A 22,761-nucleotide genomic window follows, 5' to 3' on the forward strand; every position below is an offset into this window, starting at 1 on the left:
TCTCGTCTTCACCCTCGCCCTTTTCTCGAGGCGAAAGCGGATGCAAAGATAAAACGTTTTTCCCTTCCCTTCCAAATCTTTTTCAAAGTTTTTTCAAACTTTTTTCGCGGGGTGTCGTTACAACTAATTTTTACCCCCTCGCTTCATCCCGACAACATCTAAAGAACCTCGCTAACCGCTTCCCCTTCACTCGTCCCCTTCCGGTTTAGCGGGTGCAAAGATAACAGCATAAAATCCCCTTTTCCAAATTTTTTACCCTCTTTTTTTAAACTTTTTTACAAGACGCTAGAAAACAGAACCTTTCAGAAAACTACATGACACATGAGCTAAATAAAAAAACGAAGTAACACACGAGAGGGAGTATTTCGACACTCCCTCTCGTCCATAAAGTCTGAAAGTCCCTAAAGTCATAAAGTCAACGGACTTTATAGACTAATCAACTTCACGCTATCAACTTGCTATCCGACACTTCCTTTCCCCTCTTCAACATGGCAAAACAATACACTTTCACTTTCGTATTATCCCATTCTTCGGGAAGGGCATAACTTGTGCTACCGCTCTCGCCACGAGTTCTCAACTCCACCAATCTCGATCTGCCTCGCTCCGTTTCGTACAACACGGCATACACTTGGTCATCGACAAACGCGTAACCATCCTCTTCCGCTTGCTCCACTTGCGAGAACTGATATTTATTGTTTTCCTCGTCATACGTTACCGTCACCTTCGGCGGGTTCAATATTCCGGATGCTACCAACAACTGATCGAAATTAACGGTTGCCACGTTCTGTTCATTCACCTCTACCGCTTTCATATTCCGTGCCACGAAAGCATTCGAGGTAGAGCCGTTACCAATTCCCACGAATCCTTTTCGGATAACAGGTAAAAGATTCCGAGACAACTGCACCAACACTTTCATCCTTGCCCGTTGAGCTAACATCTCCGGTGTCGGGTTATCTTTCCTTGAAAAAATTTTCGCTTTCGCAATATTCTTTCTTCTCGTGTAACACAATGTGATGTTACCCACTGATTTTTTCGCTTTACCTAACAAATAAGAATTAAATTCTGCCATAATAATACAATTGAAAATGAATAATTGAAAATGAACTTTGCATCCCCGGTATAGATCCGAGTACCTCGGATGCATTTTTTTTAGTACAACGTAATTTCTGGTAGCGCCGGTCCCGGATCAATCTTACGGGGAGTAATATCCGAATGACGCAGAATATGCCTAATAGGGTATTCCGACACCAACACCCGACACACATCACGCAACACTCGTATTTGCCTATCCGTGTACTTGTGCCAATAAGAGATATTCCCACCCGAATCGTCCGCGTAAACATCTGATGCCGCTACCTCCGCACCACACTCTGCCACAAACCGTTTCCCGTCCCAACGCAACTTCCCGAGATTATCAAGCTCGATTCCAATCGAGAAATGATTGAACTCTGCACGTCCCCGGTAAAAACTCCTACCGGCATGCCACGCCTCGACATTAAACGACACCAGTTGAAACACCTTCCCGTCCCGCCCAATCACGACATGAGCGGATGCCCCCACGTCCGGGCGAGTAAGGTAGAACGATGACGTTTCGGCACTCCTGCCAGCCGTGTAATGTAACACGATAGTATTCGGATTTTTTAGCGGTCTGGTATTCTTCGAACAAACCAAATGCACCACCTCACCATCCACCAAACGATGGTTCACGATTGAAAATTGAGAATTAAAAATTGAAAATGAACTCATAACTCATAAATCTAAAATTAAAAACGTCGTTTCCGCGCGAAGACTTGTAAGATTTTCTCCCCACTTCTCCCCATCACGTACCCGCCTATCCCCACCTCCAGCAAATCCCAGAACCGGGAGGTATCGGCAAGAATCGGCAAACTTGTGAATGTCCCCACGAGCACAATCAAGGCGAAAGTCAACATCACCAACGGTCGCCACGAACGTTGCAACCAATTACCCCGGGCCTCTTCCGCCAGCACCTCCGATCGGGCTTCCATCACCCGTTGCTCCCACTCGACAAAAACTTTCAATAAATCAGTCTCCAGTTGTTTCTTCTCCCTCGCCGGAAGCGTCAGCCGGTCAACCAATTCGCTGACCGCACCGACAATACCTTTCACCGGACTCATACCTTCAAGTGTTGCGAATCCGAAACATACTCACCCCCGGGGGACACGAAAAAGCAATACAAATGAACCTCCACGTCTTTGATTCGCGACAACCGGAAGGTCACCGTTCCATCACGCCTCACGGCTTTCAAATCATCCACCACCTCCGGCGAGAACAACCGATCCCCGTAAAGCAAGGCCACCATCAAGCGATCATTCTCCCCTAGATAAAGGTCCTCGTCATCATCTCCCCACCGTAGCGTCACTTGCCCGGAACCATCAAGAGAAGCCTCAATATCGCGAGCGTCACAACGGTTTCCCACCGCCAAGCGTAACCCGTCAAAATCAACTATCCTGCCCTCGTGGTCGAACATATTCAAATTCTCCCTCATGAACAAAGTATAGCCCGTGAGTTTTGCCCTCTTCCCCGACAATCTCCAAATCTCCCCCAGCGGGGTATCCTTCAATCGCTGGTAAAAACGAAGTGCCACCCGAAACCTGGCACGCACCATTTGTTGCTTCGGCGTATTCGGGTTTGTCACCTTTGTCGCCACTGCCCGAGCGTAACATTTCCCGTTACGCCCGACAAAAATCGTGTTACCGATTCGTCCCCTGATCTTAAAAATACTGCTTACTTCTGCCATCACGCCACGTTTTTAAATGAACAATCCACGTTTCTCGTCCTATTTCCCCCGCGTACAAGAGGAAATGGAGATATAATAAAGATTCGCCAAGGACACTCAATCACGACAAGAATCGTATCACGATAGTCATGTCCGGTGTTAGTCAAATGGTTCTCGGGAGTATCTCTGGAGTTGTAGCCCGTTCTCTTCCTCTTCCCTCCCTGTTTTCTTCCCCTTCTCAACGGGAAACACGCCTGCTCCCCGGGGATGTCTGTCAATAATCTCATAACTTTGTTTTTTTTAATTACATCCCAAAAGTAACACGCTGTATAGCCGAACGCAAGTTTATTATTCGAGCTCGGGAGAACAAGACGCCCACCGGAAGTATTCTTCGTCTGAGAATACACAAGAATTTAAACTTCTAATTAATAAGATTTAATTTCACGCAATCTATCGAAGAAATTACATACACTTACAAAACTTATACACTATATTTGTACTGTATAACAATACTATTATGCATATAAATAGAAATATAAACATACAAGACGAAAAACTATCTAATGGTTTACAAGAAGTTTTAGTAATAATGGATCAAATCCAGAATAGTACAGACACCAAACATATTATAGATTTTAGCCACACTACATTTGTATCACCGACATTTGTACTTCCTTTAATGCTTTTTGTCAAAAGTTCTGACAAAGAAATCCACTTCATGAATATCACACCTTATATGAATCTTCTACATTTTGGCGATGGATTTTCCCCTGATCAAATAAGAAAAACCGAATTTACCGCACGAATGGAAGAGTACACAAGAAAAACATATATCCCTATCATCAATTTTCCCGCAACAGATAGTCACGAAGATGATAAAAACAATATTCTTTCAACAATAGAATTTATTATAACGAAACAACTCAATTTAACACCCAATATTATTACCGGATTAAAATATATGATTGGAGAAATTGTTGACAATATCACAGAACATTCTCATTCTGAACGCGGATATATATTTGCACAAGCGTACCCGACCAAAAAATATTTAGATATTTGTATCGCAGATAGTGGTATCACTTTATTAGGTAGCTATCAAAAAAATAATGAAGAAGAAATCGCTTCCGACCTCGAAGCGATTCAAGCTGCCAACAGGGGAATCTCCACGAAAAACCTTCCTAATGCAGAGAATAGAGGGTATGGTATCATAACCTCTCGCAGAATGCTAACGGATGGATTAAACGGACAATACATCATGATCTCTGGTAGTGCCATGTATGCACGTGACAGAAATTTAGATCAGTTTATTGTACTACCCGATAAAATTTATTGGAAGGGTACTATTATTGCTTTACGAATCCCATATATAAATCGTAAATTTCAATACATTAACTATATTGAATAAATAAATTTTGTAACTTTGCAATATGGATAAGATAACAATAGATATTTCAGCGATAATTAGCCAAGACCTTAAATCTAGAGTTGTGGTTCGAGATTTTGAATTATATATTAAAAATCTCCACGTTCCCGTAGTTATTGTTGATTTTCGTAATGTAAAATTTGCAACACGTAGTTTCATCGATGAATTTTACAATACATTTTTAAAATCAGAAAACGCTGAAACAAAAGTAGAACTCGAAAATATTCCCTCTGATTTACAAGCAATTTTCGAGGCTGTCAAGCTAACACAAAATCGTCCGAAAAGTAAAGACAACACAGGTGCTGTTGTTTACTTGGACAATATATCAGATATTAAAAAATTTTTTAGCACGTTAGCTTTATAAGATTTCACGAACCTGCCCGGGAGGTTGCCTCTCGGGACGGGTTATACATGTTTATTTATTATTTTTCACGAGTTTAGATTTGTGCAAGCCTTTTACCTTTCCTAAAAAGCGGAAACGGGAGTGTAAATCCTCCCTGTAGGCAGGACTCACGGGAAAATCCTGTTTGCCGATATAGATCGTGTTCCCGACCAACCGATCCACGAGGTCAAGGCAAACGGCGTAACTCCGGTGAACCCGAACGAAATCTTCCGGGGGAAGCATCGCCAACACGTCCTTCAACGGGTGAACCACGAGCATTTTAGTACCATTCTTGAAATGAAGGTAACAATAATCACGATCCGCTTGCAACCAAGCGATATTGGAACACAAGACAATCCGGTACGCGTCATTGTACCACACGAAAAATCGATCGTTACGACAACGATCACTTACCACGACGGCAATATCTGCCGGGAGGTTGTTTTCTATCTCGACGTTAGTTTGTTTTTCTGTCATAATATTTGAATATTATGTCCCGAGAAATAAACCTCCCAACAGATTACTATTTGTATTAAAAAAGCGGCACCACAAGTAGTACCGCTTTATCTCGAACTACATCGAGGTGATTTATAGAAAAGCACGCATCGAGTTAATTTACTTGTCCCCGAATAATCTCCACGATTCGTTCGTTATTGACAACAATCATCCTGCGTTTATCACCAGTAACTCCCGACTCCAAACGATAAGTACACATCGGCACGTTGCCCCGCATCATTGTAGATAAGTACCACATATCCCTTCGTTTCGTCAATCTCTCCCAATGTTTTCCAACATTCCCCCTCCCTTCTTGGATATAATTCTATTGATTCAATGTATTTTTCAATCTCATTATTTCTCATTCCTTAACATCTCAACCACATAAATTATCTCATCCATCAAAGCGCTGGGACTTCCAGCATAGCCTTCCGAACGATAACGAATTCGCCCATTCTTGAGTATCGCTTTTTGAGGGATCCCCGAAGTCCCTGCAAACATTGATTTATATACAGCATTTCTACTATTCTTTTTGCCTGTTTGATCAACATCATAAAGAACTTCCATATTTTCAAAATTACTTCTCTTCCATAAAGCATTGATTTTATCTTTCTTGGGTAAATCTTGTGTCATAATGAAATAAAATTTCACATTACTATCCTCCTTATAATGATTAACAGCCATTTGCATTCCATCCAATGCTGCAATACAAGGTCCGCACCATAATGCCCAAAAATCAATAACTACAATAGCATTCCCGAAATCTTTAGAATTCACAATACCTCCATTATGAGATTCCAAAACAAAAGGTTCGTAAGGTTCATTCACCATTTTTGCCCTAAGTTTCTCCTTTATCTTTTCCACTTCTTCTTCAGATTTTAATGACGTAAGCCACTCTTCAAAAGTAGTTGCGGGCTTCTTTCTCAAACTGCCATAATAAGCCTCTAGTTTTTTGTATATATGTGGTGTCATCTTGGATGCTTTTGCACATTCTATCATAGCCGAGGCTGCCCTCTTTTTTTGACCCAATTTTTCAAGACTTTCTATATACGCCTCATTCCCATGAGGATAAGAACGATACCTTTCTTTTTCATCGAGTAATTCCATTACATTTACAACATCTTTATATCGCCCTGCTTTTCCTGCAATTTGGGCGTACACGGCAATATTGTATCTTAAATTTAAGCGAGCAAAAATTCCCGCTTGCATAGGAGTATATTTATTATCCTGCATATATGAATACGAATTATCATTTACTTTGAGCAGCATTTGATCTATGAATTTTTTAGTGATATCAACGTAAGTTTTAGCAGGTGTAGGCAATTTCCGAATAGAATACTCTGCCGTTTTATGAAACAAATTACAAAGCATCACCATATTCATTTCCGGCAAGACTTCCGCTAATTTCTCGTACTCTCCATTTTTGTAATAATCCGCACCCATACACGAATAAAGGTTACGATAAACAAACCCTTGAGGGTAAGGATTTTTATACCATTCCGTAACTGGGAAATCTTTCCTAAATTTATCAAAGGCGTTAGCACGTTCTTCCCCTTGTAAAGAATTTATCGCTAGCCCTTGCACACGACAAGCTGTTTTACCGAATGGGAAACGATTTAAAATCAAACGATCTATACTATCCGCTTTTATTTTATCTTTCAAATCTTTCCGATACACATCACTTATCAAAATATATTCATCTTCGGATACTTGAGGCTGCCCTTGTACCGCCTCGATAAAACGTTTCACATTATCAAGATAATGCTCACCTTGAATTCGCTTCATAATCGCCCTAAGTACTCCTATATAATGTTTCCCGTACGCCCCATAATTAGAAGTTTCTTTCTGAAGCCTAAAATAAATTGCCTCATCCGAGATTTCCTTATAACTTCCATTAAAATAACTCGGTATACCAAAACCAAGCGACGGCATACGGGTTATTCCCCAAGCTAAATGCGTACCCGGCATGAAGTTTCCCGCATGCTTCCGAACAGAATAGAAAAAACCTTGATCATCATTATTATCTGTTGTATCCGGTTTTATCGTTAAAGTAGATTGAAACTTGAAAGCTACAAAACCACAATTTTCAGGAAGCGTGTACGTACCTTTCCAAATATCTCCCTCTCGTTTTAATACAACATCACCAATTGTCCACTTGTAACAATCATACGTATAAACGATTCCCACGATATCATGCTTCCCTTCCAAGGGACCACCTTTAGGATTATACGCCAAGTTTATCACACAACCTGCTACCGGTTTTTGCGGTTCGACTTCCAAACGGGAATCTTTTTGTTGCCCGAACGCAGTTGCGATTACCAGTAAATACACAATTGAAATACAAACAATTCTTTTCATTACATCCATATTTTAATTACATAATTTTTTCTTTCATTTCGCTATTACTCGTAAGTTGTATTACCTATCTTTCGGATATCTATATTGTATTTCTCCTTATAATAATTAATTAACACATTCCATTTGTTCTGAATTAATTTATACTCGGAGTTATTTAAATAGATTTCCATTTGTTCATCACTCCGGGAGAATAAATGATACAAAAAGGATTTTAGATCATTTGTTACTGCATACTTCCAAGAAGAAGGATACACGTACCATTCTTCCGCATAATTATCCCCATAATAACGACTAGGGAGAAAACCTCTTTTTCTATATGTATCCAGAGTCTTTTCTGTTAAAGGTAATTCTGGAGCTGTATTATAATCTGTTCCATCGTAAAATTCTTCAGGGATATCCAATATACCTTCTGCGATATAATAATCCCACATGGCAGTTATCAATTCCAGTTTTCTCGCCCTTTTAGTCTCGGCATTCATGGTAGTCAAATTCGCATTCATTCCTGATATCGCAACAGAATTACCATTTAACATGTAATTGTAGAGTATAAGACGTGTCATCTGAGGGGTGGAGCGATCCAAATAAATAGAATCTGCTAAAAACACGCGATAAGGTAATCCTCCTTTCTTCAAAAATTCAGGAGGAAAAAATTGCAACCAAATGGCGTCAATATAATTCAACATGGCGTCAACGTATTGTACGTCTCCCATGCTAATAACATATTTTTGAACAGCACCCGTTCCCGCTGCTTGTTTCCATAACGCATCTTTTTGTGTATAGTTATAAAGCACGTATGAATCATATGTCTCATATATCTCTTGAATACGGGCATTGGCTTCTACCGATGCATTACCCTGCGGAAACTTGTAATCCTCTATAATTTCAATAGGAATTCCTACTTCCTTGTCTTCATTACAAGAAAAAATATTCATCGAAATCAATCCTAAAATAAAATATATAGTTTTTTTCATGATTTTTACTTTTTATATTATAGTATTTCCTTGTCTATCTCCATTTTCTCTTGATGAATTTTGCAAAAGCCCAGAATTTTGCAGAAGTAAACTATTAGGCAAAGGAATCGTATAGAGAGGATCTTTTGCTTTCAACACGAAATTGTAAAGAGTACCTCCTTTTTCAAATTTATACGAATGTTTAATTTCCGGCATTCCTTGACGGCGTAAATCAAACCAACGATGTCCTTCAAAACAAAGTTCTTTTCTACGTTCCAATCGAATTTGTTCAAGAAGCTCTTTCTCGCCATAATTCTCGTCCGTGTATCCGATAATACGCTTTTTTCTGAAATTGTTTAATTCTGCCAAAGCAGATTCATTATCTCCCAGCAAAGCGTATGCTTCCATCCTATTCAAAACAGCTTCCGCAAAACGGATTGATTGTCCGAAATTATTTCCCCCGTATGGTTTAGTCATTAACACATTATTAGTAGGTACATCATTATAATCCTTTTGGGATTTGAAATTATTAGCTAAGAAACGTTGGTCATTTATTTCATCCCATAATTCCCTGAATTCGGGAGCTGTACCAGGCTGATAAGCGTAAGCACTGGAAACGGCAGATGGACCAAAAAGCCATTCTACTTCTGGATTATCATACGTGATGGGATAATACAGGTTACCACTGGCAATATAATCCAGCGCATTTACCATATCCAATAAAATAGCTCCTTGTTCAATCGCTTTATCCACTTCCGCAATACATTCCTCGTAACGTTCCATGTAAAGATACACCCGCGAAAGAAGAATGTGAATCGCTGGTTGATTTACGCGATAATTTTTACGAATAACCGGAAGGGGATCCATCAATCGAGCAGCCTCTTCTAAGCCTTTCGCTATAACTTCTTCATAAATATAAGCTACGGTTTCCCGTTTCAAATGCTCTTCTGTCAAGTCTGCGGTCAGGCGAACCGGGACTCCTAAAGCTTCCTTGTTATGATTGTACGGTTCCCCGTAAATATTCACCAGTTGAAAATAAAGCAATGAACGTACAGCTAAAGCTTCCGCCTTTACCCGCTCCTTTTCGTTATCTGGACCGACAGCATCATCAATATAATCAAGAACCGCATTACAACCTAATATTTTCGCATAAAATGCCCCGTATGTAGTAGAACTTGGAGAAACATTTATTTCATTTCCATAGCCATCATAATCCGAAGCATAAGGTTGCCACGAATAATACGGGAAGTTTAAAATTGCCGAATTACTACCCGCATATTGGTCACTCTCTCTTCCCACGTATGTTAGGAATAGTGCACAATCATCATCCATTAGCGAGGTAAAAGAAAAACTTGGTGAATTCACATCTGGATATCCCGTACCTAACAAGAGTTCCGAGAAGTCTGCCGTTGTTTTCGGAATTACCTCGCTTTGAGATTCTTCTTTCAGAAAATTACTGCAAGCTCCAGTCCCTAGCCATGCAACAATTAATAATAAAATAATTATTTTATTTCTCATAATTTCGTTATTACAAGTATTATTAAAAACTAAAACTCAAAGAACAAGATGCCGTCCGACGGGCAGGCCAATTCGCCGTTTCCGGATCTCGTCCATCCCATTTCTCATCAAAAGCAATAAAAAATGGATTAGAAAGACTTAAAGAAAAAGAAGATTGCCTAATGCCTATTTTCTTCAACCAACCAGAAGGAAGATAGTAATGTAGAGAAATCATTCGACACCGAATAAAGTCTGTTTTCGCCACTCGTAAATCCGATTGATTATACATATCATATGGATTCAATTTTTCTCCCGTGGGTAAAGTCGTACTCATCGAGTTCGGGTTTCCCGCTGGAATTGATGGGATATTGGTGATATTTTCGTCTCCCGGTTTACGCCAACGCTTGAATAGATAACGAGGAGCATTTCGCTCTGGAGCCGGAGCACCGGAGGCGGCAAAAAAAGTTGGAAGAAAAGTTTTTGCCCCGAATGACATAGCGAAATTAGCCCGCAAACACCACTTCCTGTAGCGCAAAGAAGTACTAATTCCACCTGTGATATCCGGCTCTCGGCATCCCACTTTAACTAGATAGTCCAAATCATTTTCCGTATCCTCTACATCCATATACTTAAACAAGGGACGTCCATTTTCAGCATCTAACCCTTCGAATGCGTAAGCATAAAATGTTTGATATTTTTCATTTTCCACGATAGCATTACCTTGAATATAATCAAGTCGCGTATTTACTCGTTCATTTTCTCTAATAGAATTTTTCACTTTACTAGTGTTGAAGGAAAGTGACCATGAAAAATCTTTTGTCTTAACCGGTGTCACGCTCACGTATAATTCATATCCTTTGTTTTTCATTTTCGTGCCATCTACATAAGCATTCTCCACCCCATTCTCTATAACCACATTGCGTGAAGCTAAAACGCAACTTATCTTATTATAAAAACTTAATCCCGCACTCACACGTCCTTGAAAAAATGAAAAATCAATACCCAAATTCCAGTCTTCCGTTTTCTCCCAACCCAAGTTAGGATAAGGTAAAGATTTCAATTTTAACGTGTACTGTTGAAAATAGGAATCCAAACCTCCGTCTGAGGCTATCATATAGGGAGATACAGCTTGAACTGCATTACCTCTCCAACCATAAGAAAACGAAACATCAAACATATCATACCACGAGGAAGCCCATGCCATAAAAGGTTCATTACCAATACGCCACTTCATTCCTAATGACCAACTTGGATTAAATTTCTTATTCTCATCCTGCCCAAATCGATTAGAGGCATCCAGCCGCGCATTAAAATTCAAAACGTAACGTTGCTGGTAACTATACACTAGTGTAAGATATTCACTTAAGGTGTTGGACGTTGTTGTTGTCACGGTACTTCCGGCACGCATATTCTCGTGCAAATCATTAGTATTCTCTCTCAACCCATCTACAGCTGTAACACTTTTGGGCACCGTCGCAAACTTTTCTCCCCGGTAATAGAGGTAACCATATCGCATATTCGCACTTCCCTCCATATTTGTTGAATTAACCTCAAACCCAATGTTCGCTATTAATTTATGTTGTACCCCGAATACTTTATCATACACAAGACTTGTCCTAAAAGAATAATTATTATTTTGCCCATGTTCTTGTCGCAACAATCCCCCAAACGGCAAGATACTGGCATGCTGCTCAACTGAATTGGGCAATACTTCTCCAACCTCATAACCGCGAATATTGGCAATATAATAAGAATATTCCGTCGCCCATGACTTTACTTTATTAGAAGCCAACGAGTAAGAACCTCCAACTTGCCATTCTAAATCTTTCAACAAATTCAATCGAATATTTAACGCAGCCTGCAAATTAATCCCATCTGTTTCAGTCCCAGTATTATCCATTTCATTGATGATATTGTAGTTGTATGCGTATTTATCAAGTATAGACCAACTTGTACTTCCTGATTTTTCATGATAATACAATCCACCATTTTCATCTCGTACAGGTATAGCACGTGTCGTATTCATCGCATAATCATAAGGACTAACCCCAAAAGCAAAATTTTCCGTCGTGCGATAACCACCATTCAATTGAAAATCTAGACTAAATCGATCCTCCTGTCTAAAAGTGGTATTAGAACTTACAGTGAAACCCGACATATTATTTCCCTTCGCTTCTCCTAAAGTACGATTCACCCCCATGGAAAAACGACTCGATAATTTTTTCCCGTTACTAGAAATACTCACGTTATGATTATGACTAAAATTGTTTTTAAACAAAATATCAAACCAATCCGTATTCATATTTTCCATCTTGCGAAATTCCTGTTCAAATTGTTCTCGAGAGATTTCTTTTCCTTGCAATTTTTGGATTAGACCAGCATAAGCAATTGGCAAAACATCCAATCTATAACTTTCCCTGTCTTCCCACAGCTCCTGGGAAAATTGCATATATTCCTGTGAATTCATCATATCGTACATACGATACGATGGTTTCTGCCCAACACTGATACTACCATTGTAAGAAATACTAAAACCTTCACCTTTTGCTTTTTTAGTCGTAATCACAATTACCCCATTAGCAGCTTGGGTACCGTAAATAGCCGTAGCAGAGGCATCTTTCAACACGGTAATTGTTTCAATATCATGAGGGTTCAACCAAGATATTGCATTACCCACGGTTTCTTGCAAACTCTCCATTTCTGATGAAAGAGGGCTTGCATCATCGGGAAGCGGAAGAGGATTCGCTTGTATCACGCCATCCACTACCCAAAGCGGTTCTTGATTACCCAATAAAGTCGAAGTCCCCCGGATACGAATTTTCGGGGTTCCTCCCACTTTACCAGTCTTGTTAATAACTGACATTCCCGGCACCCATCCTTGCAACATCTGGTCAATTGTGGACTCTCCGGCTACCTGTATTTCTTCCGCCCGCAATTGCGTTACTGCCCCCACGTAACGACTGCGATCAATCGTTGCGTATCCCGTCACCACAACCTCTTCAATAGTTTTTACATCCTCCCGCATGATCACCCGCAAAGTATCCTTTGCCGTTTCTTCTGAAAAACTTATAATTTGATTTTGAAACCCTACAAAAGAAAATTCCAGTTGCCCTTTTGTTACTAGTAATTCTAACGAGAATCGGCCGTTAACATCCGTTGCTGTCCCCACAGAAGTTCCTACCAACTTCACTGTCACGCCCGACAAAGGCTGCTTTTTTGTATCGTACACAAAACCTTTCACACGAACAGACTTCCTCTCCGGCTCATCAGTTTTCGCTCGAAGTCGAAAGACTACCAACTGACCATTCACTTCAAACTCCAAATTCGTTCCTTGCAAACAATGCTCCAACACGGCAAACAAATCCTCGTTTTCCGCCTTTACAGAAAGATTAGTTATCTCCTTTATGTCTTCACTAGAAAACAGAAAAGTATAACTCGATTGTTCTTGTAACAAATCCAAAACATGTAGAAGTGTTTCATTCTTCACATCCAAACTCACTTTCTGTTGAGAAAATGTGGTCGCATGCACTGATGTCAAACTTAACACCAAGAGGAAAAATCCAATTTTCATCACTCGTAACATTTTTTTTAGCCATTGCCTTCGGCAATAGCACGCATTAAACTTTTTTTTCATACATTTGTAATGACGTTAATATTATGGACTGTTTCCAGCAGTCCGTTTGATTAAACCCGAGGGATGTTTCCAGCATCCCTTATTTTTTTACAATAACTTTATTCCCTTGATATTCAAAACGCACTTTACCTGTTTTCTCAAACTGTTCCAACAAACTCTCCACTCGCTCAAAGCGATTGATCACACCATAGAAACATAGTGCTTCCAATTCCGAATCGGTAAATTCATACTCCATCTCGTACCAACGTGCCAACGTTCGCATGATATCCCGTAAAGGAGTATCCCGGAAGACGAATTGTCCCTTTATCCATCGGGTATAAAGGTCTGTGCTCACTTGCTCCACATCCAATTGCCCACTTGCCCGGTCAAGTATAGCCTGCTCCCCGGGAATCAATATACGCTGCAAATCATCCTTCACTGTTAATACCTCCACCTTTCCGTGAACCAAAGTAGTTCGTGTGGCAGCCTCGTCACTGTAGGCATTCACGTTAAACGCCGTGCCAAGCACCCGCACGTTCATGTCATCTGTTTCCACCACAAAACGTCCTTTCCCGGGTTCCACCTCAAAATAGGCTTCTCCCTCTAAACGCACCCGACGTTCAGACGCCCCGAACACCATGGGATAGGTCAAACGACTCTCGGCATTCAACCAGACCCGTGAACCATCGCTCAACGTGAGGTGGTATTCTCCGCCCCGGGGAACTTCCACCGTGTGATAAAGCGTATCTTCCACGACGGGGTTATTCTCGTAAGAAAGCGACTCTTTTTTCAGATGCACGTTCACACCTTTATCTATAATAGTCTGCCCCGGCTCTTGGGTAGTTAAATCAATTCGCGTTCCGTCCGAAATAACCAATCGGACACTGTTATTCCCGAAAGCAATTGCCGAAATAGGTTTTCTGCTCGAAATTTCTCGGGTATTCGATGCCCAGAACCAAGTCCCGGCAACCAAAAGAATCACGGCCGCAGCACTCCACGTACACAAAGAGAGTATCCGTTTTCTCCGTTTCTCCTTGCGTCCACGAGAGAAACGTTGCCACGCTTTCGCTACCCGAGCTTCATCGACCACGGGTAAATCCCGTTCATAATACCGACAAGCATGTTCCACAAAACGCCGCCGTTGTTCATCCCCCGCTATCCAACGCTCCAAGCGCTCCCGCTCCTCATCGGTCAGGCAACCGTCCACTCGCTTCCGGATTAAAGTCCAATCTATCTGTTCCTGATTCATATCTTTTCCTCAAATTTCCCCTAAAAGACATGAACTTCAATTTTGGGTGACACGAAAATGATTTTTTTTCGATTTTTTTATTCAACAAACGGGATTTGATGTATTCTTCTATTTCTTGCGCTATAACAGAATAAACAGTGGCGCCTCGTGAAAGGCGCCACTGCATTTTTCAGTTCTCCAACTGACAATTCCTTATTTGAGATTTTCCCTGAAAAACTGTTCGATTTTATCGTAGGGTATCACTCCTGCACGATTGTCGTAAAGATCCACGTGAGAGGCCCCGGGGATAATCATCAGTTCCTTGTTATCGCCCTTCAGTTTCTTGAATGCATCCTCGCTGAAATAACGGGAGTGTGCTTTCTCCCCGTGGATTACCAGAACAGCACTACGGATTTCATCGCTATATGCAAGTAGAGGCATATTGATAAACGAAAGAGCCGATGTCTTGTTCCAGCCGCCATTCGAGTTAAGAGAACGCTTGTGATAGCCGCGTTCCGTCTTGTAGTAATTGTGGTAATCTTTCACGAACCAAGGGGCATCGTCAGGCAGCGGATCCACCACGCCACCGCCGAGAGCGTATGAACCGTTCTTCGCATCAATTGTACGCTGGGCATTGAGCTGTTTGCGGAGTTCGTAACGTTGCTCGGCATCCATCGAGTCAAAATAACCATTGGCATTCACCCGGCTCATATCGTACATTGTAGAAGTAACGGTCGCTTTGATCCGGGTGTCGATGGCAGCCGCATTAATTGCCATTCCGCCCCATCCGCAGATACCGATAATTCCGATACGTTCGGGATCCACGTCATCACGCGTAGAGAGAAAATCTACCGCCGCACAGAAATCCTCCGTGTTGATATCGGGAGAGGCAACATAACGAGGTTCCCCACCGCTCTCGCCCGTGTACGAGGGGTCAAAGGCAATAGTCAGAAAACCGCGTTCTGCCATCGTCTGGGCATAAAGTCCTGATGACTGTTCCTTCACGGCACCGAAGGGACCGCTTACTGCAATAGCGGGTAATTTCCCAACGGCATTTTTGGGTATATACATATCGGCGGCAAGCGTGATGCCGTAACGATTGCGGAAAGTCACTTTACTGTGATTCACCTTGTCACTTTTAGGAAACACTTTGTCCCACTCTTGAGTTAAATTCAAGTTTTCGTTCTCCATGGTATTAGAATTTAAATTATCGTTTGTTGCAAATAAACTTCCAACGGTGCAAAAGCACACGATTAAAGCCGTGGATAGTTGTCTAATTGATTTTTTCATATCATTTATGGTTTTAATTGTTTTATCTTATAACGCAAAGGTAAAGCAAAAGCCCCACGGCATAATTGCTGTGAGGCTCAAAGATTATTTCTCAAAAGCTCAATTTATCTTCCCGTGAAATCAAGAGAAAACGGCAGTCGGCGGTACCCCGTACTGCTTCTTGAACGCCGTAGAAAAATGCGACGGGTTCTTGAACCCGACCTCAGCGTAAACATCCGCAACCTTTCTCCCACCCTCTTTCATCTTGGCGTAAGCTATCTCAAGCCGTTTGCGAATCAACCATTTTTCCGGCGTGAGGTCACTTATCTTCTTGAAATCACGCTTGAACGTGGCAAGGCTTCTTCCCGTGTAGTGCGCCAATTCGTCCAACGTGAACTCGTACATATAATTCTTGCCCATGAAGTCCAGAATATCAATCTTCCACGGCTCGTTGAAATCGAAAAGCATCGGTGCGAACCGTTCGTCAATATGTAATAGAGCGAGCAACCCTTCCTGCAACTTCAGGTTCATAAAATCATCTTGCGGCTTTACCTCCGGGTCGAAATAGGGCGTCATCGAGGCGAAAAGACTCGCGATTTCCGCGGTTTTAGGCAGCTTGATTACGCCGGCATCCAACTTGGACGTAGAGGCAGGAAGTTTGTAATGGTCTAACTTACCGTACATCTCCCGCAGGAAATTCCTTTTAAAATTCAAAAAGATACCGCAATAACGTTCGCCGTCACACGTCTTTTTATACATTGTAATATGGTGGTCACGGGGAATGAACACGCATTCGCCTTTTCCGACACGAATCTGTTCTTTACCATTATCAAGAATCATCTCGCCCGAATAGACATAATTCATCGCGTACTCGTGCGAACGATGGATACAACCGCTCTCGTCATCATAAAAGAAACTGAAAAACACGTCGTTATAAGCGAATATAACCTTCATTGGTCCTACTTGGTTAGCATTTTCTTGTTCCATAGTTCTTAAATAAAAATATCCAGAAAAAGACAGGAAAGATTTTCCCTCAGAATTTTATACGCCCGTTTCAAATGAGTGCGCACGGTGTTCTCGGACAACGCTAATTGCTCGGCGATTTCCAAGTATTTTTTACCTTCCATCACGTGCAACTCCACAATCTTACGCTGTTGCTCGGAAAGTTTTGACAAAGCCTGTTGTACCAAAGCAACTAATTCTTTGTCGTCTTCCACATCATCATCAGCGAAAGAAAGTACCAAAGCCTCCGCTTGTCGCTTTTTGTACTCGTCCAAAAGGCGGAGCCGTCTGAAATAACGTAAACAGGCATGTTTCACGGAAGAATAAAGATAGGCTTTCAAATTCAAGTTCTCCGGCAATCGCTTCCGGTTCTCCCACATCCCGGCAAAGACGGATTGAACGATATTCTCCGCCTCTTCTTCACTCATCACGTAACCGTACGCGAATAAAAACAAAGGACGATAATAATAACGGAAAGCCTCTTCGAATTCTTTTTCCGATGACATCCGATTATTTACCCCTTCACTATTTTTATTCAATTTATCCATATCCATAACACACGTAATCCAATATTGTGCAAATGTAGTAAAAAAAGGAAATAATGCAACCATAGTTACAGCAACAGCAGTTGCGATAGATTCCGCTTTATCTGTTCCAGACCGGGACGGGAGAGCGGGGAATCTTTGAAATGGCTTTTGAAAGTTTCCGCATCCAATTCAAGCCAATCTTCACGGCTCATGTGCATCAGCCACTCGTCAGGCAAAAATTCTTTCACGCGGTGCATCACCGCCTTCCCGTTCCACGGGCATACTTCCTGACAAGCATCACACCCGAAAAAGCGCTGTCCCATCTTTTCTTTGATTTCCAGCGGAATTTCATCTTTACGCTCAATCGTGTTATAAGAAATACAAAGGTTGGCATTCACTTCGCGCGAAGACAAAGCTCCCGTGGGACAAGCCTCCACGCAACGGTTGCACGTCCCGCAAAAATCCCGCTCTTCCGGAAGAGAATAGCCGGAAGGTTCGAAATCGGATATAATCACCCCTATAAAGCAAAACGATCCCAACCGGGGATTCACCAACAAAGTATTGCGTCCTATCCAACCTAACCCCGCCCGCCGTGCCCACTCGTGCTCGAACACCGGGGCGGAATCGACAAACACCCTCCCCCGAATATCACGTCCGGTCTTCTCCTTTAAAACAGAAAGCAACCGGAATAACCGTTCTTTCAGCACGATATGATAATCTTTCCCGTAAGCGTAACGGGCGATGACAGGTACATCCTTCTCCTGACGCCGGGGGGTATAATAATTAGTCAATGTTACAATCACGGAACGGGCTCCTTCAACAAGTAAAGCGGGATTCTCCCGCTTCTCTATATTCTTCGCTATGTATCCCATTCCCGCATGAAACCCTTTCTCTATCCAACGAAGCAAAACCTCTTTCTCCCGAGTCAGCGTATCGACCGGAGCCACCCCGCAAGCATCAAACCCTAAGAGCCGGGCTTCCTCTAAACAGTTTATAAGGTTCATAAGGTTTATAAAGTTATAAGGTTCAAAAGGTCCTATAAGGTCTACTAACTTTATGAACTTTATAAACCTTACAAACCTTATGAACTCAAATCCCGAATCCCAATTCCAACTTCGCCACCTCGCTCATCCGATCGGGAGTCCAAGCCGGTTCAAAAGTCAGATTAACGGTAACCTCGTCAATCCCGTCAAGCGTCAATACCACGTCGTGTACTTCCTGCACGATCTGATCGGCAATGGGACATCCCGGAGCTGTAAGCGTCATTGTGACAATTACTTCGTTCTGCTTCGGGAACTCGATACCGTAGACAAGCCCCAACTCCCATATATTCACCGGCACCTCCGGGTCATACACCGTCGACAACTTCTCTATCACCAAATCTTCCATTAAACTTTTTCCCATATCACATCATTTTGCCTCGTAAGCCAAGGCGTAATACTTGATTTGCTTTATCATAGACAACAACCCGTTCGACCGCGTGGGCGACAAATGCTGGGTTAATCCAATCTTGTCAATAAAATCCAGATTAGCGTTCACGATGTCGTGAGGCGTCTGCCCGGAAAACACCCGAATCAACAACCCGGCAATACCTTTCGTGATAATCGCGTCACTGTCAGCCTCAAAGTATAATTTACCGTCTTTCAGTCCGGCATGGAACCACACCCGCGACTGACACCCTTTTATCAAGTTGTCGTCCGTCTTGTGCGCCTCGTCCATAGCCTCCAAACCATTCCCGATCTCGATCAGGTAAGCGTATTTATCCATCCAATCATCATACATGGAAAACTCTTCCACGATTTGATTCTGAATCTCTTCTATCGTCATTGTCTTTACATTTTGAAAATCTGTTCTATTTTCTTCAACCCGGCACAGAACACATCTATTTCCTCCCGGGTATTGTACATGGCTATCGATGCGCGAGCCATTGCGGTTACCCCGTAATGTTGCATCACCGGCTCGGCACAAAGCTGTCCCGTCCGCACGGCAATACCCATTTTATCCAACAGCGTCCCGAGGTCAAACGGGTGAATCCCCTCTATCCCGAAAGAAATCACGGAAGACTTTTCCGCCGCTTCCCCGTAAAGGATGATACCGGGAATCCGGCGAATCTGCTCCATCGCGTACCCCAACAACTCGTGCTCGTAACGGGCTATCCCGTCCAAGCCAATCCGGTTCACGTATTCCAACGCCTCGCCCAAGCCAATCACCCCGATAAAATCGGGTGTCCCCGCCTCGAACTTGAAGGGCAACTCGTTGTAAGTCGTTTTCTCGAAACGCACTTCCTTAATCATCTCGCCCCCCCCCTGCCACGGCGGCATCTGTTCCAACAGGCTTTTCTTCCCGTACAACACGCCAATCCCCGTGGGACCGTAAATCTTATGACCGGAGAACGCGAAGAAATCACAATCCAATCCTTGCACGTCCACCGGAATATGTTGAATAGCCTGCGCCCCGTCCACCAGAACGTATGCCCCGCGGGCGTGGGCGGCATCTATAATTTGCTTCACGGGATTCACCGTTCCCAGTACATTCGACACGTAAGCCACGCCAACCAGTTTCACCCGCTCGTTCAACAACTTCCCGAACACCTCCATGTCCAACTCACCCTTGTCATTGAAAGGCACCACCTTCAACACCGCTTTCTTGCGATCGCACAACATCTGCCACGGAACGATATTCGCGTGATGCTCCATCTCCGTCACGATAATCTCGTCCCCCTCGTTGATAAATGCCTCACCGAAAGAGTGCGCCACGAGATTGATACTCTCCGTGGTTCCCCGGGTAAAGATAATCTCCTCGGTGAACGCGGCGTTGATAAACTTCCGCACGATTTCCCGTGCTTCCTCGTTCGCATCCGTACATTTATTACTCAGGTAATGTACCCCGCGATGCACGTTAGAGTTATAACGCAGGTAATATTCCGTCATCTTATCGATCACGGTCAGCGGACGTTGCGTGGTTGCCCCGTTATCCAGATACACCAGCGGTTTATCATAGATTTTTTCCTCCAGTATCGGAAAATCCTTCCTGACTTGACTTACATCGAACATAATTTATTGCTTACAGTGCATCACGCAATTGTGGCACTTCGTTAATTCTCCTCTTAAACGTTTATCCACCAGATTGTCAATCTCCTCCCGCAAAGGTTCCAGTTTCACCCGCCCGACAATCTCGTGCGCGAAGCCGAACATCATCATCAAGCGGGCTTCCGCCTCACCGATACCCCGGCTACGCAAGTAAAACATAGCCTCTTCGTCGATCTGTCCCACGGTAGCCCCGTGACTGCATTTCACGTCATCGGCATCAATCACCAGTTGCGGCTTCGTGTTCACCTGTGCCGTGTCAGTCAGCAACAAGTTATTATTCGCCTGAAAAGCCTCTGTCTTCTGGGCATCCGGTCGCACGGTAATCCGTCCGGCAAAATTCGCCAGAGCCGCGTCGTCCAACACGCCCTTGAAATGCTGGTTACTCGTGCAACGCGGGGCAATATGGTCGATAAAGGTGAAATTATCCACCTGTTGTTTCTTGTCAGACAAGTACATCCCGTACAGGTTACACTCGCACCCCTCCTCGCTCAAGGCGGCGTACAAATTGTTACGAATGAACCCGCCGTAAAGCGAGATCACGTTGGCATCATAACGCGAGTTCCGCTTCTGGCAAACAAACACGCTGTTAATCTGCGACGCCTCTATATGTTGATTCTGCACGTGATAGTATTCAAACGCGGCATTCTCCCCGACGACCACCTCCGTGGCATTATTCGACAGGAAAACATCATCCGACAAGGTATGGTCACATACCAGAATCGTCGCTTTCGCGTTACGTCCCAGCACCACCATATTTCTCTGGAAAGACATCAAATCCGCGTTAGCCCGCATCAGATTCACTATTTGCAACGGACGCTCCATCACCACGTTATCGGGCACGTACACGAACACGCCGTCCTGCGCGAAAGCCGTGTTCAGCGCCACCAACCCGTCCGAGTCAGCCGGACGCGTGTATTGGTCATAGTGTTGCTCGAAAATCTCCTTGTACTTCACGCTCGCCTCGGCAAGACTGCAAATAATTACCCCTTCCGGAATCCCGGGAACACGGTTTTCCTGCACGAACCACCCGTTGATGGTCAGCATCAGATTGGTTTCCAGATTCGGCACATGGCACTTGAACAACTCGTTCAAATCAACACCCTGCTTGATATGTTTCAATACCACCTTGTAATCCCGGTCGAAAACAGGCAACGTATCCGCGTACAGGTAATCTTCCGTCTTGTACGGGACACCGCCCAGCGCCACGAAACGCCCGAACGCTTCCTCCCGGTGACGGTTCATCACCTCGCCGCATCCCTCCCGGAGTAACTGTTGTCCCTCCCGGAAAAGGGTGGCAAAATCGTTATTTATTTTCTCTAATCTCTCCATTGTCTATTACTTACCGGAATGTACTTCCTCTTTTATCCAATCATAACCGTGTTTCTCCAACTCCGCAACCAACTCCTTGCCGGCGGTTTTCACGATTCGACCGTCATACAGCACGTGCACCACATCGGGCACGATATAATCCAACAACCTCTGGTAGTGCGTGATCACGATCGTGGAATTATCCGGACGACGCAACTTGTTCACCCCGTTTGCCACGATGCGCAAGGCGTCGATATCCAAACCGGAATCCGTCTCGTCAAGAATAGACAATTTCGGCTCCAGCACCGCCATCTGGAAAATCTCGTTCTTCTTCTTCTCCCCGCCGGAAAAGCCCTCGTTCAACGAGCGGTTCAACAAACGGCTGTCGATGCTCACAAGTTCCATCTTCTCCCGGATCATCTTCAGAAACTCACCGGCAGGATAAGGCGGCAGCCCCTTGTATTTACGCTGTTCATTCACGGCAGTCTTCAAGAAATTGACCGTGCTTACACCGGGAATCTCCACCGGATACTGGAAACTCAGGAATATCCCTTCCCGCGCCCTGTCTTCCGCCGGCAACTCCAACAAGTTCTTACCGTTAAACCAAACCTCCCCTTCCGTCACCTCGAAACACTCCCGTCCCGTCAACACGGCGGAAAGTGTACTTTTCCCTGCCCCGTTCGGTCCCATAATCGCGTGTATCTCGCCCGCGTTCACCTCCAAGTCAATCCCCTTCAAAATCTCCTTCCCGTCTATCGAGGCGTGCAAATTCTTTATCTTTAGTAAACCCTTCATATTCATTTTAGATTTTAGATTTTAGATTTCAGATTCCAACCGCACCAACCGCCCTCGTCCAAAACCATAAATCATAATTTGTCAT

23 protein-coding genes are annotated in these 22,761 nt (G+C 43.3%); 2 read left to right on the plus strand and 21 right to left on the minus strand.

Annotated elements, in window-relative coordinates:
- Positions 1 to 442 precede the first annotated feature (442 nt).
- The 5 genes from CS948_RS03635 to CS948_RS03655 form a co-directional block, all read right to left on the minus strand.
- Positions 443 to 1,069 carry a DUF6266 family protein gene (locus CS948_RS03635; protein WP_099290794.1) on the minus strand — a complete coding sequence of 209 codons (627 nt, stop codon included), beginning with the start codon at positions 1,067 to 1,069 and terminating at the stop codon, positions 443 to 445.
- A gap of 80 nt (positions 1,070 to 1,149) precedes the next feature.
- Positions 1,150 to 1,746 (minus strand): N-acetylmuramoyl-L-alanine amidase, encoded by a 597-nt coding sequence (locus CS948_RS03640; RefSeq protein ID WP_099290411.1) that lies wholly within the window; start codon positions 1,744 to 1,746, stop codon positions 1,150 to 1,152.
- 17 nt (positions 1,747 to 1,763) lie between these two features.
- Positions 1,764 to 2,135 (minus strand): 3TM-type holin, encoded by a 372-nt coding sequence (locus CS948_RS03645; protein WP_099290412.1) that lies wholly within the window; start codon positions 2,133 to 2,135, stop codon positions 1,764 to 1,766.
- Positions 2,132 to 2,758, minus strand: coding sequence for a DUF6266 family protein (locus CS948_RS03650; protein ID WP_099290413.1), 627 nt, complete (start codon positions 2,756 to 2,758; stop codon positions 2,132 to 2,134). Before CS948_RS03650 ends, CS948_RS03645 begins: the two co-directional genes overlap by 4 nt.
- Positions 2,758 to 3,024 carry a hypothetical protein gene (locus tag CS948_RS03655; protein WP_141560876.1) on the minus strand — a complete coding sequence of 89 codons (267 nt, stop codon included), beginning with the start codon at positions 3,022 to 3,024 and terminating at the stop codon, positions 2,758 to 2,760. The genes CS948_RS03650 and CS948_RS03655 overlap by 1 nt, the downstream gene beginning before the upstream one ends.
- A gap of 230 nt (positions 3,025 to 3,254) precedes the next feature.
- Between CS948_RS03655 and CS948_RS03660 the strand changes: the two genes are divergently transcribed.
- Both CS948_RS03660 and CS948_RS03665 read left to right on the plus strand, forming a co-directional pair.
- Positions 3,255 to 4,145, plus strand: coding sequence for a hypothetical protein (locus CS948_RS03660; RefSeq protein WP_099290415.1), 891 nt, complete (start codon positions 3,255 to 3,257; stop codon positions 4,143 to 4,145).
- Between the two features lie 22 nt (positions 4,146 to 4,167).
- Positions 4,168 to 4,527 carry a hypothetical protein gene (locus tag CS948_RS03665; RefSeq protein ID WP_099290416.1) on the plus strand — a complete coding sequence of 120 codons (360 nt, stop codon included), beginning with the start codon at positions 4,168 to 4,170 and terminating at the stop codon, positions 4,525 to 4,527.
- 51 nt (positions 4,528 to 4,578) lie between these two features.
- On the opposite strand, the gene CS948_RS03670 is transcribed toward CS948_RS03665, so the two are convergent.
- The 16 genes from CS948_RS03670 to sufC form a co-directional block, all read right to left on the minus strand.
- Positions 4,579 to 5,022: a LytTR family DNA-binding domain-containing protein gene (locus tag CS948_RS03670; RefSeq protein WP_099290417.1), complete on the minus strand. Its 444-nt coding sequence runs from the start codon at positions 5,020 to 5,022 to the stop codon at positions 4,579 to 4,581.
- 133 nt (positions 5,023 to 5,155) lie between these two features.
- Positions 5,156 to 5,299, minus strand: a complete 144-nt coding sequence (locus CS948_RS21585) for a hypothetical protein (RefSeq protein WP_176554903.1) — start codon at positions 5,297 to 5,299, stop codon at positions 5,156 to 5,158.
- A 95-nt stretch (positions 5,300 to 5,394) separates the two neighbouring features.
- Complete coding sequence (locus tag CS948_RS03680) at positions 5,395 to 7,398, minus strand: TlpA disulfide reductase family protein (RefSeq protein WP_176554904.1); 2,004 nt, start codon at positions 7,396 to 7,398, stop codon at positions 5,395 to 5,397.
- 44 nt (positions 7,399 to 7,442) lie between these two features.
- Complete coding sequence (locus tag CS948_RS03685) at positions 7,443 to 8,369, minus strand: hypothetical protein (protein ID WP_099290420.1); 927 nt, start codon at positions 8,367 to 8,369, stop codon at positions 7,443 to 7,445.
- Between the two features lie 12 nt (positions 8,370 to 8,381).
- Positions 8,382 to 9,866, minus strand: coding sequence for a RagB/SusD family nutrient uptake outer membrane protein (locus tag CS948_RS03690; protein ID WP_099290421.1), 1,485 nt, complete (start codon positions 9,864 to 9,866; stop codon positions 8,382 to 8,384).
- A gap of 22 nt (positions 9,867 to 9,888) precedes the next feature.
- Positions 9,889 to 13,416 (minus strand): SusC/RagA family TonB-linked outer membrane protein, encoded by a 3,528-nt coding sequence (locus CS948_RS03695; protein WP_099290422.1) that lies wholly within the window; start codon positions 13,414 to 13,416, stop codon positions 9,889 to 9,891.
- A gap of 142 nt (positions 13,417 to 13,558) precedes the next feature.
- Positions 13,559 to 14,707, minus strand: a complete 1,149-nt coding sequence (locus tag CS948_RS03700; protein WP_099290423.1) for a FecR family protein — start codon at positions 14,705 to 14,707, stop codon at positions 13,559 to 13,561.
- Positions 14,708 to 14,899: 192 nt separating this feature from the next.
- On the minus strand, positions 14,900 to 15,976 hold the full coding sequence (locus CS948_RS03705; protein ID WP_099290424.1) for an alpha/beta hydrolase: 1,077 nt from the start codon (positions 15,974 to 15,976) through the stop codon (positions 14,900 to 14,902).
- A gap of 120 nt (positions 15,977 to 16,096) precedes the next feature.
- A complete protein-coding gene (locus CS948_RS03710) occupies positions 16,097 to 16,942 on the minus strand; it encodes an AraC family transcriptional regulator (protein ID WP_099290425.1) in 846 nt (281 codons plus the stop codon).
- A 5-nt stretch (positions 16,943 to 16,947) separates the two neighbouring features.
- Entirely contained in the window at positions 16,948 to 17,511 is a 564-nt protein-coding gene (locus CS948_RS03715) for an RNA polymerase sigma-70 factor (RefSeq protein ID WP_176554905.1), read from the minus strand.
- A gap of 59 nt (positions 17,512 to 17,570) precedes the next feature.
- Positions 17,571 to 18,488, minus strand: coding sequence for a tRNA epoxyqueuosine(34) reductase QueG (queG, locus tag CS948_RS03720; protein WP_099290427.1), 918 nt, complete (start codon positions 18,486 to 18,488; stop codon positions 17,571 to 17,573).
- A gap of 85 nt (positions 18,489 to 18,573) precedes the next feature.
- Positions 18,574 to 18,888 (minus strand): metal-sulfur cluster assembly factor, encoded by a 315-nt coding sequence (locus CS948_RS03725; protein WP_099290428.1) that lies wholly within the window; start codon positions 18,886 to 18,888, stop codon positions 18,574 to 18,576.
- A 6-nt stretch (positions 18,889 to 18,894) separates the two neighbouring features.
- Positions 18,895 to 19,311 (minus strand): SufE family protein, encoded by a 417-nt coding sequence (locus CS948_RS03730; RefSeq protein ID WP_099290429.1) that lies wholly within the window; start codon positions 19,309 to 19,311, stop codon positions 18,895 to 18,897.
- Between the two features lie 5 nt (positions 19,312 to 19,316).
- Positions 19,317 to 20,537, minus strand: a complete 1,221-nt coding sequence (locus tag CS948_RS03735; RefSeq protein WP_099290430.1) for a cysteine desulfurase — start codon at positions 20,535 to 20,537, stop codon at positions 19,317 to 19,319.
- Between the two features lie 3 nt (positions 20,538 to 20,540).
- Positions 20,541 to 21,902 (minus strand): Fe-S cluster assembly protein SufD, encoded by a 1,362-nt coding sequence (gene sufD / locus CS948_RS03740; RefSeq protein WP_099290431.1) that lies wholly within the window; start codon positions 21,900 to 21,902, stop codon positions 20,541 to 20,543.
- 6 nt (positions 21,903 to 21,908) lie between these two features.
- Entirely contained in the window at positions 21,909 to 22,676 is a 768-nt protein-coding gene (sufC, locus tag CS948_RS03745; RefSeq protein ID WP_099290795.1) for a Fe-S cluster assembly ATPase SufC, read from the minus strand.
- Positions 22,677 to 22,761 lie beyond the last annotated feature (85 nt).

It is taken from the genome of Butyricimonas sp. Marseille-P3923, from assembly GCF_900184685.1.
In the GTDB taxonomy this organism is placed as follows: Bacteria; Bacteroidota; Bacteroidia; order Bacteroidales; family Marinifilaceae; genus Butyricimonas; species Butyricimonas muris.

Excerpts from the sequence above, each read along its gene's own strand:
- CS948_RS03670 (WP_099290417.1), bottom strand. The coding sequence starts at position 5,022 with ATGACAGAAAAACAAACTAACGTCGAGATAGAAAACAACCTCCCGGCA.
- CS948_RS03695 (WP_099290422.1), bottom strand. The coding sequence starts at position 13,416 with ATGAAAATTGGATTTTTCCTCTTGGTGTTAAGTTTGACATCAGTGCAT.
- sufD (WP_099290431.1), bottom strand. The coding sequence starts at position 21,902 with ATGGAGAGATTAGAGAAAATAAATAACGATTTTGCCACCCTTTTCCGG.
- CS948_RS03730 (WP_099290429.1), bottom strand. The coding sequence starts at position 19,311 with ATGACGATAGAAGAGATTCAGAATCAAATCGTGGAAGAGTTTTCCATG.
- sufC (WP_099290795.1), bottom strand. The coding sequence starts at position 22,676 with ATGAAGGGTTTACTAAAGATAAAGAATTTGCACGCCTCGATAGACGGG.
- CS948_RS03680 (WP_176554904.1), bottom strand. The coding sequence starts at position 7,398 with ATGAAAAGAATTGTTTGTATTTCAATTGTGTATTTACTGGTAATCGCA.
- CS948_RS03715 (WP_176554905.1), bottom strand. The coding sequence starts at position 17,511 with ATGGATATGGATAAATTGAATAAAAATAGTGAAGGGGTAAATAATCGG.
- CS948_RS03725 (WP_099290428.1), bottom strand. The coding sequence starts at position 18,888 with ATGGGAAAAAGTTTAATGGAAGATTTGGTGATAGAGAAGTTGTCGACG.
- CS948_RS03690 (WP_099290421.1), bottom strand. The coding sequence starts at position 9,866 with ATGAGAAATAAAATAATTATTTTATTATTAATTGTTGCATGGCTAGGG.
- CS948_RS03710 (WP_099290425.1), bottom strand. The coding sequence starts at position 16,942 with ATGGAACAAGAAAATGCTAACCAAGTAGGACCAATGAAGGTTATATTC.
- CS948_RS03665 (WP_099290416.1), top strand. The coding sequence starts at position 4,168 with ATGGATAAGATAACAATAGATATTTCAGCGATAATTAGCCAAGACCTT.
- CS948_RS03700 (WP_099290423.1), bottom strand. The coding sequence starts at position 14,707 with ATGAATCAGGAACAGATAGATTGGACTTTAATCCGGAAGCGAGTGGAC.
- CS948_RS03650 (WP_099290413.1), bottom strand. The coding sequence starts at position 2,758 with ATGGCAGAAGTAAGCAGTATTTTTAAGATCAGGGGACGAATCGGTAAC.
- CS948_RS03645 (WP_099290412.1), bottom strand. The coding sequence starts at position 2,135 with ATGAGTCCGGTGAAAGGTATTGTCGGTGCGGTCAGCGAATTGGTTGAC.
- CS948_RS03660 (WP_099290415.1), top strand. The coding sequence starts at position 3,255 with ATGCATATAAATAGAAATATAAACATACAAGACGAAAAACTATCTAAT.
- CS948_RS03655 (WP_141560876.1), bottom strand. The coding sequence starts at position 3,024 with ATGAGATTATTGACAGACATCCCCGGGGAGCAGGCGTGTTTCCCGTTG.
- queG (WP_099290427.1), bottom strand. The coding sequence starts at position 18,488 with ATGAACCTTATAAACTGTTTAGAGGAAGCCCGGCTCTTAGGGTTTGAT.
- CS948_RS03685 (WP_099290420.1), bottom strand. The coding sequence starts at position 8,369 with ATGAAAAAAACTATATATTTTATTTTAGGATTGATTTCGATGAATATT.
- CS948_RS03640 (WP_099290411.1), bottom strand. The coding sequence starts at position 1,746 with ATGAGTTCATTTTCAATTTTTAATTCTCAATTTTCAATCGTGAACCAT.
- CS948_RS03705 (WP_099290424.1), bottom strand. The coding sequence starts at position 15,976 with ATGAAAAAATCAATTAGACAACTATCCACGGCTTTAATCGTGTGCTTT.
- CS948_RS21585 (WP_176554903.1), bottom strand. The coding sequence starts at position 5,299 with ATGTGGTACTTATCTACAATGATGCGGGGCAACGTGCCGATGTGTACT.
- CS948_RS03735 (WP_099290430.1), bottom strand. The coding sequence starts at position 20,537 with ATGTTCGATGTAAGTCAAGTCAGGAAGGATTTTCCGATACTGGAGGAA.
- CS948_RS03635 (WP_099290794.1), bottom strand. The coding sequence starts at position 1,069 with ATGGCAGAATTTAATTCTTATTTGTTAGGTAAAGCGAAAAAATCAGTG.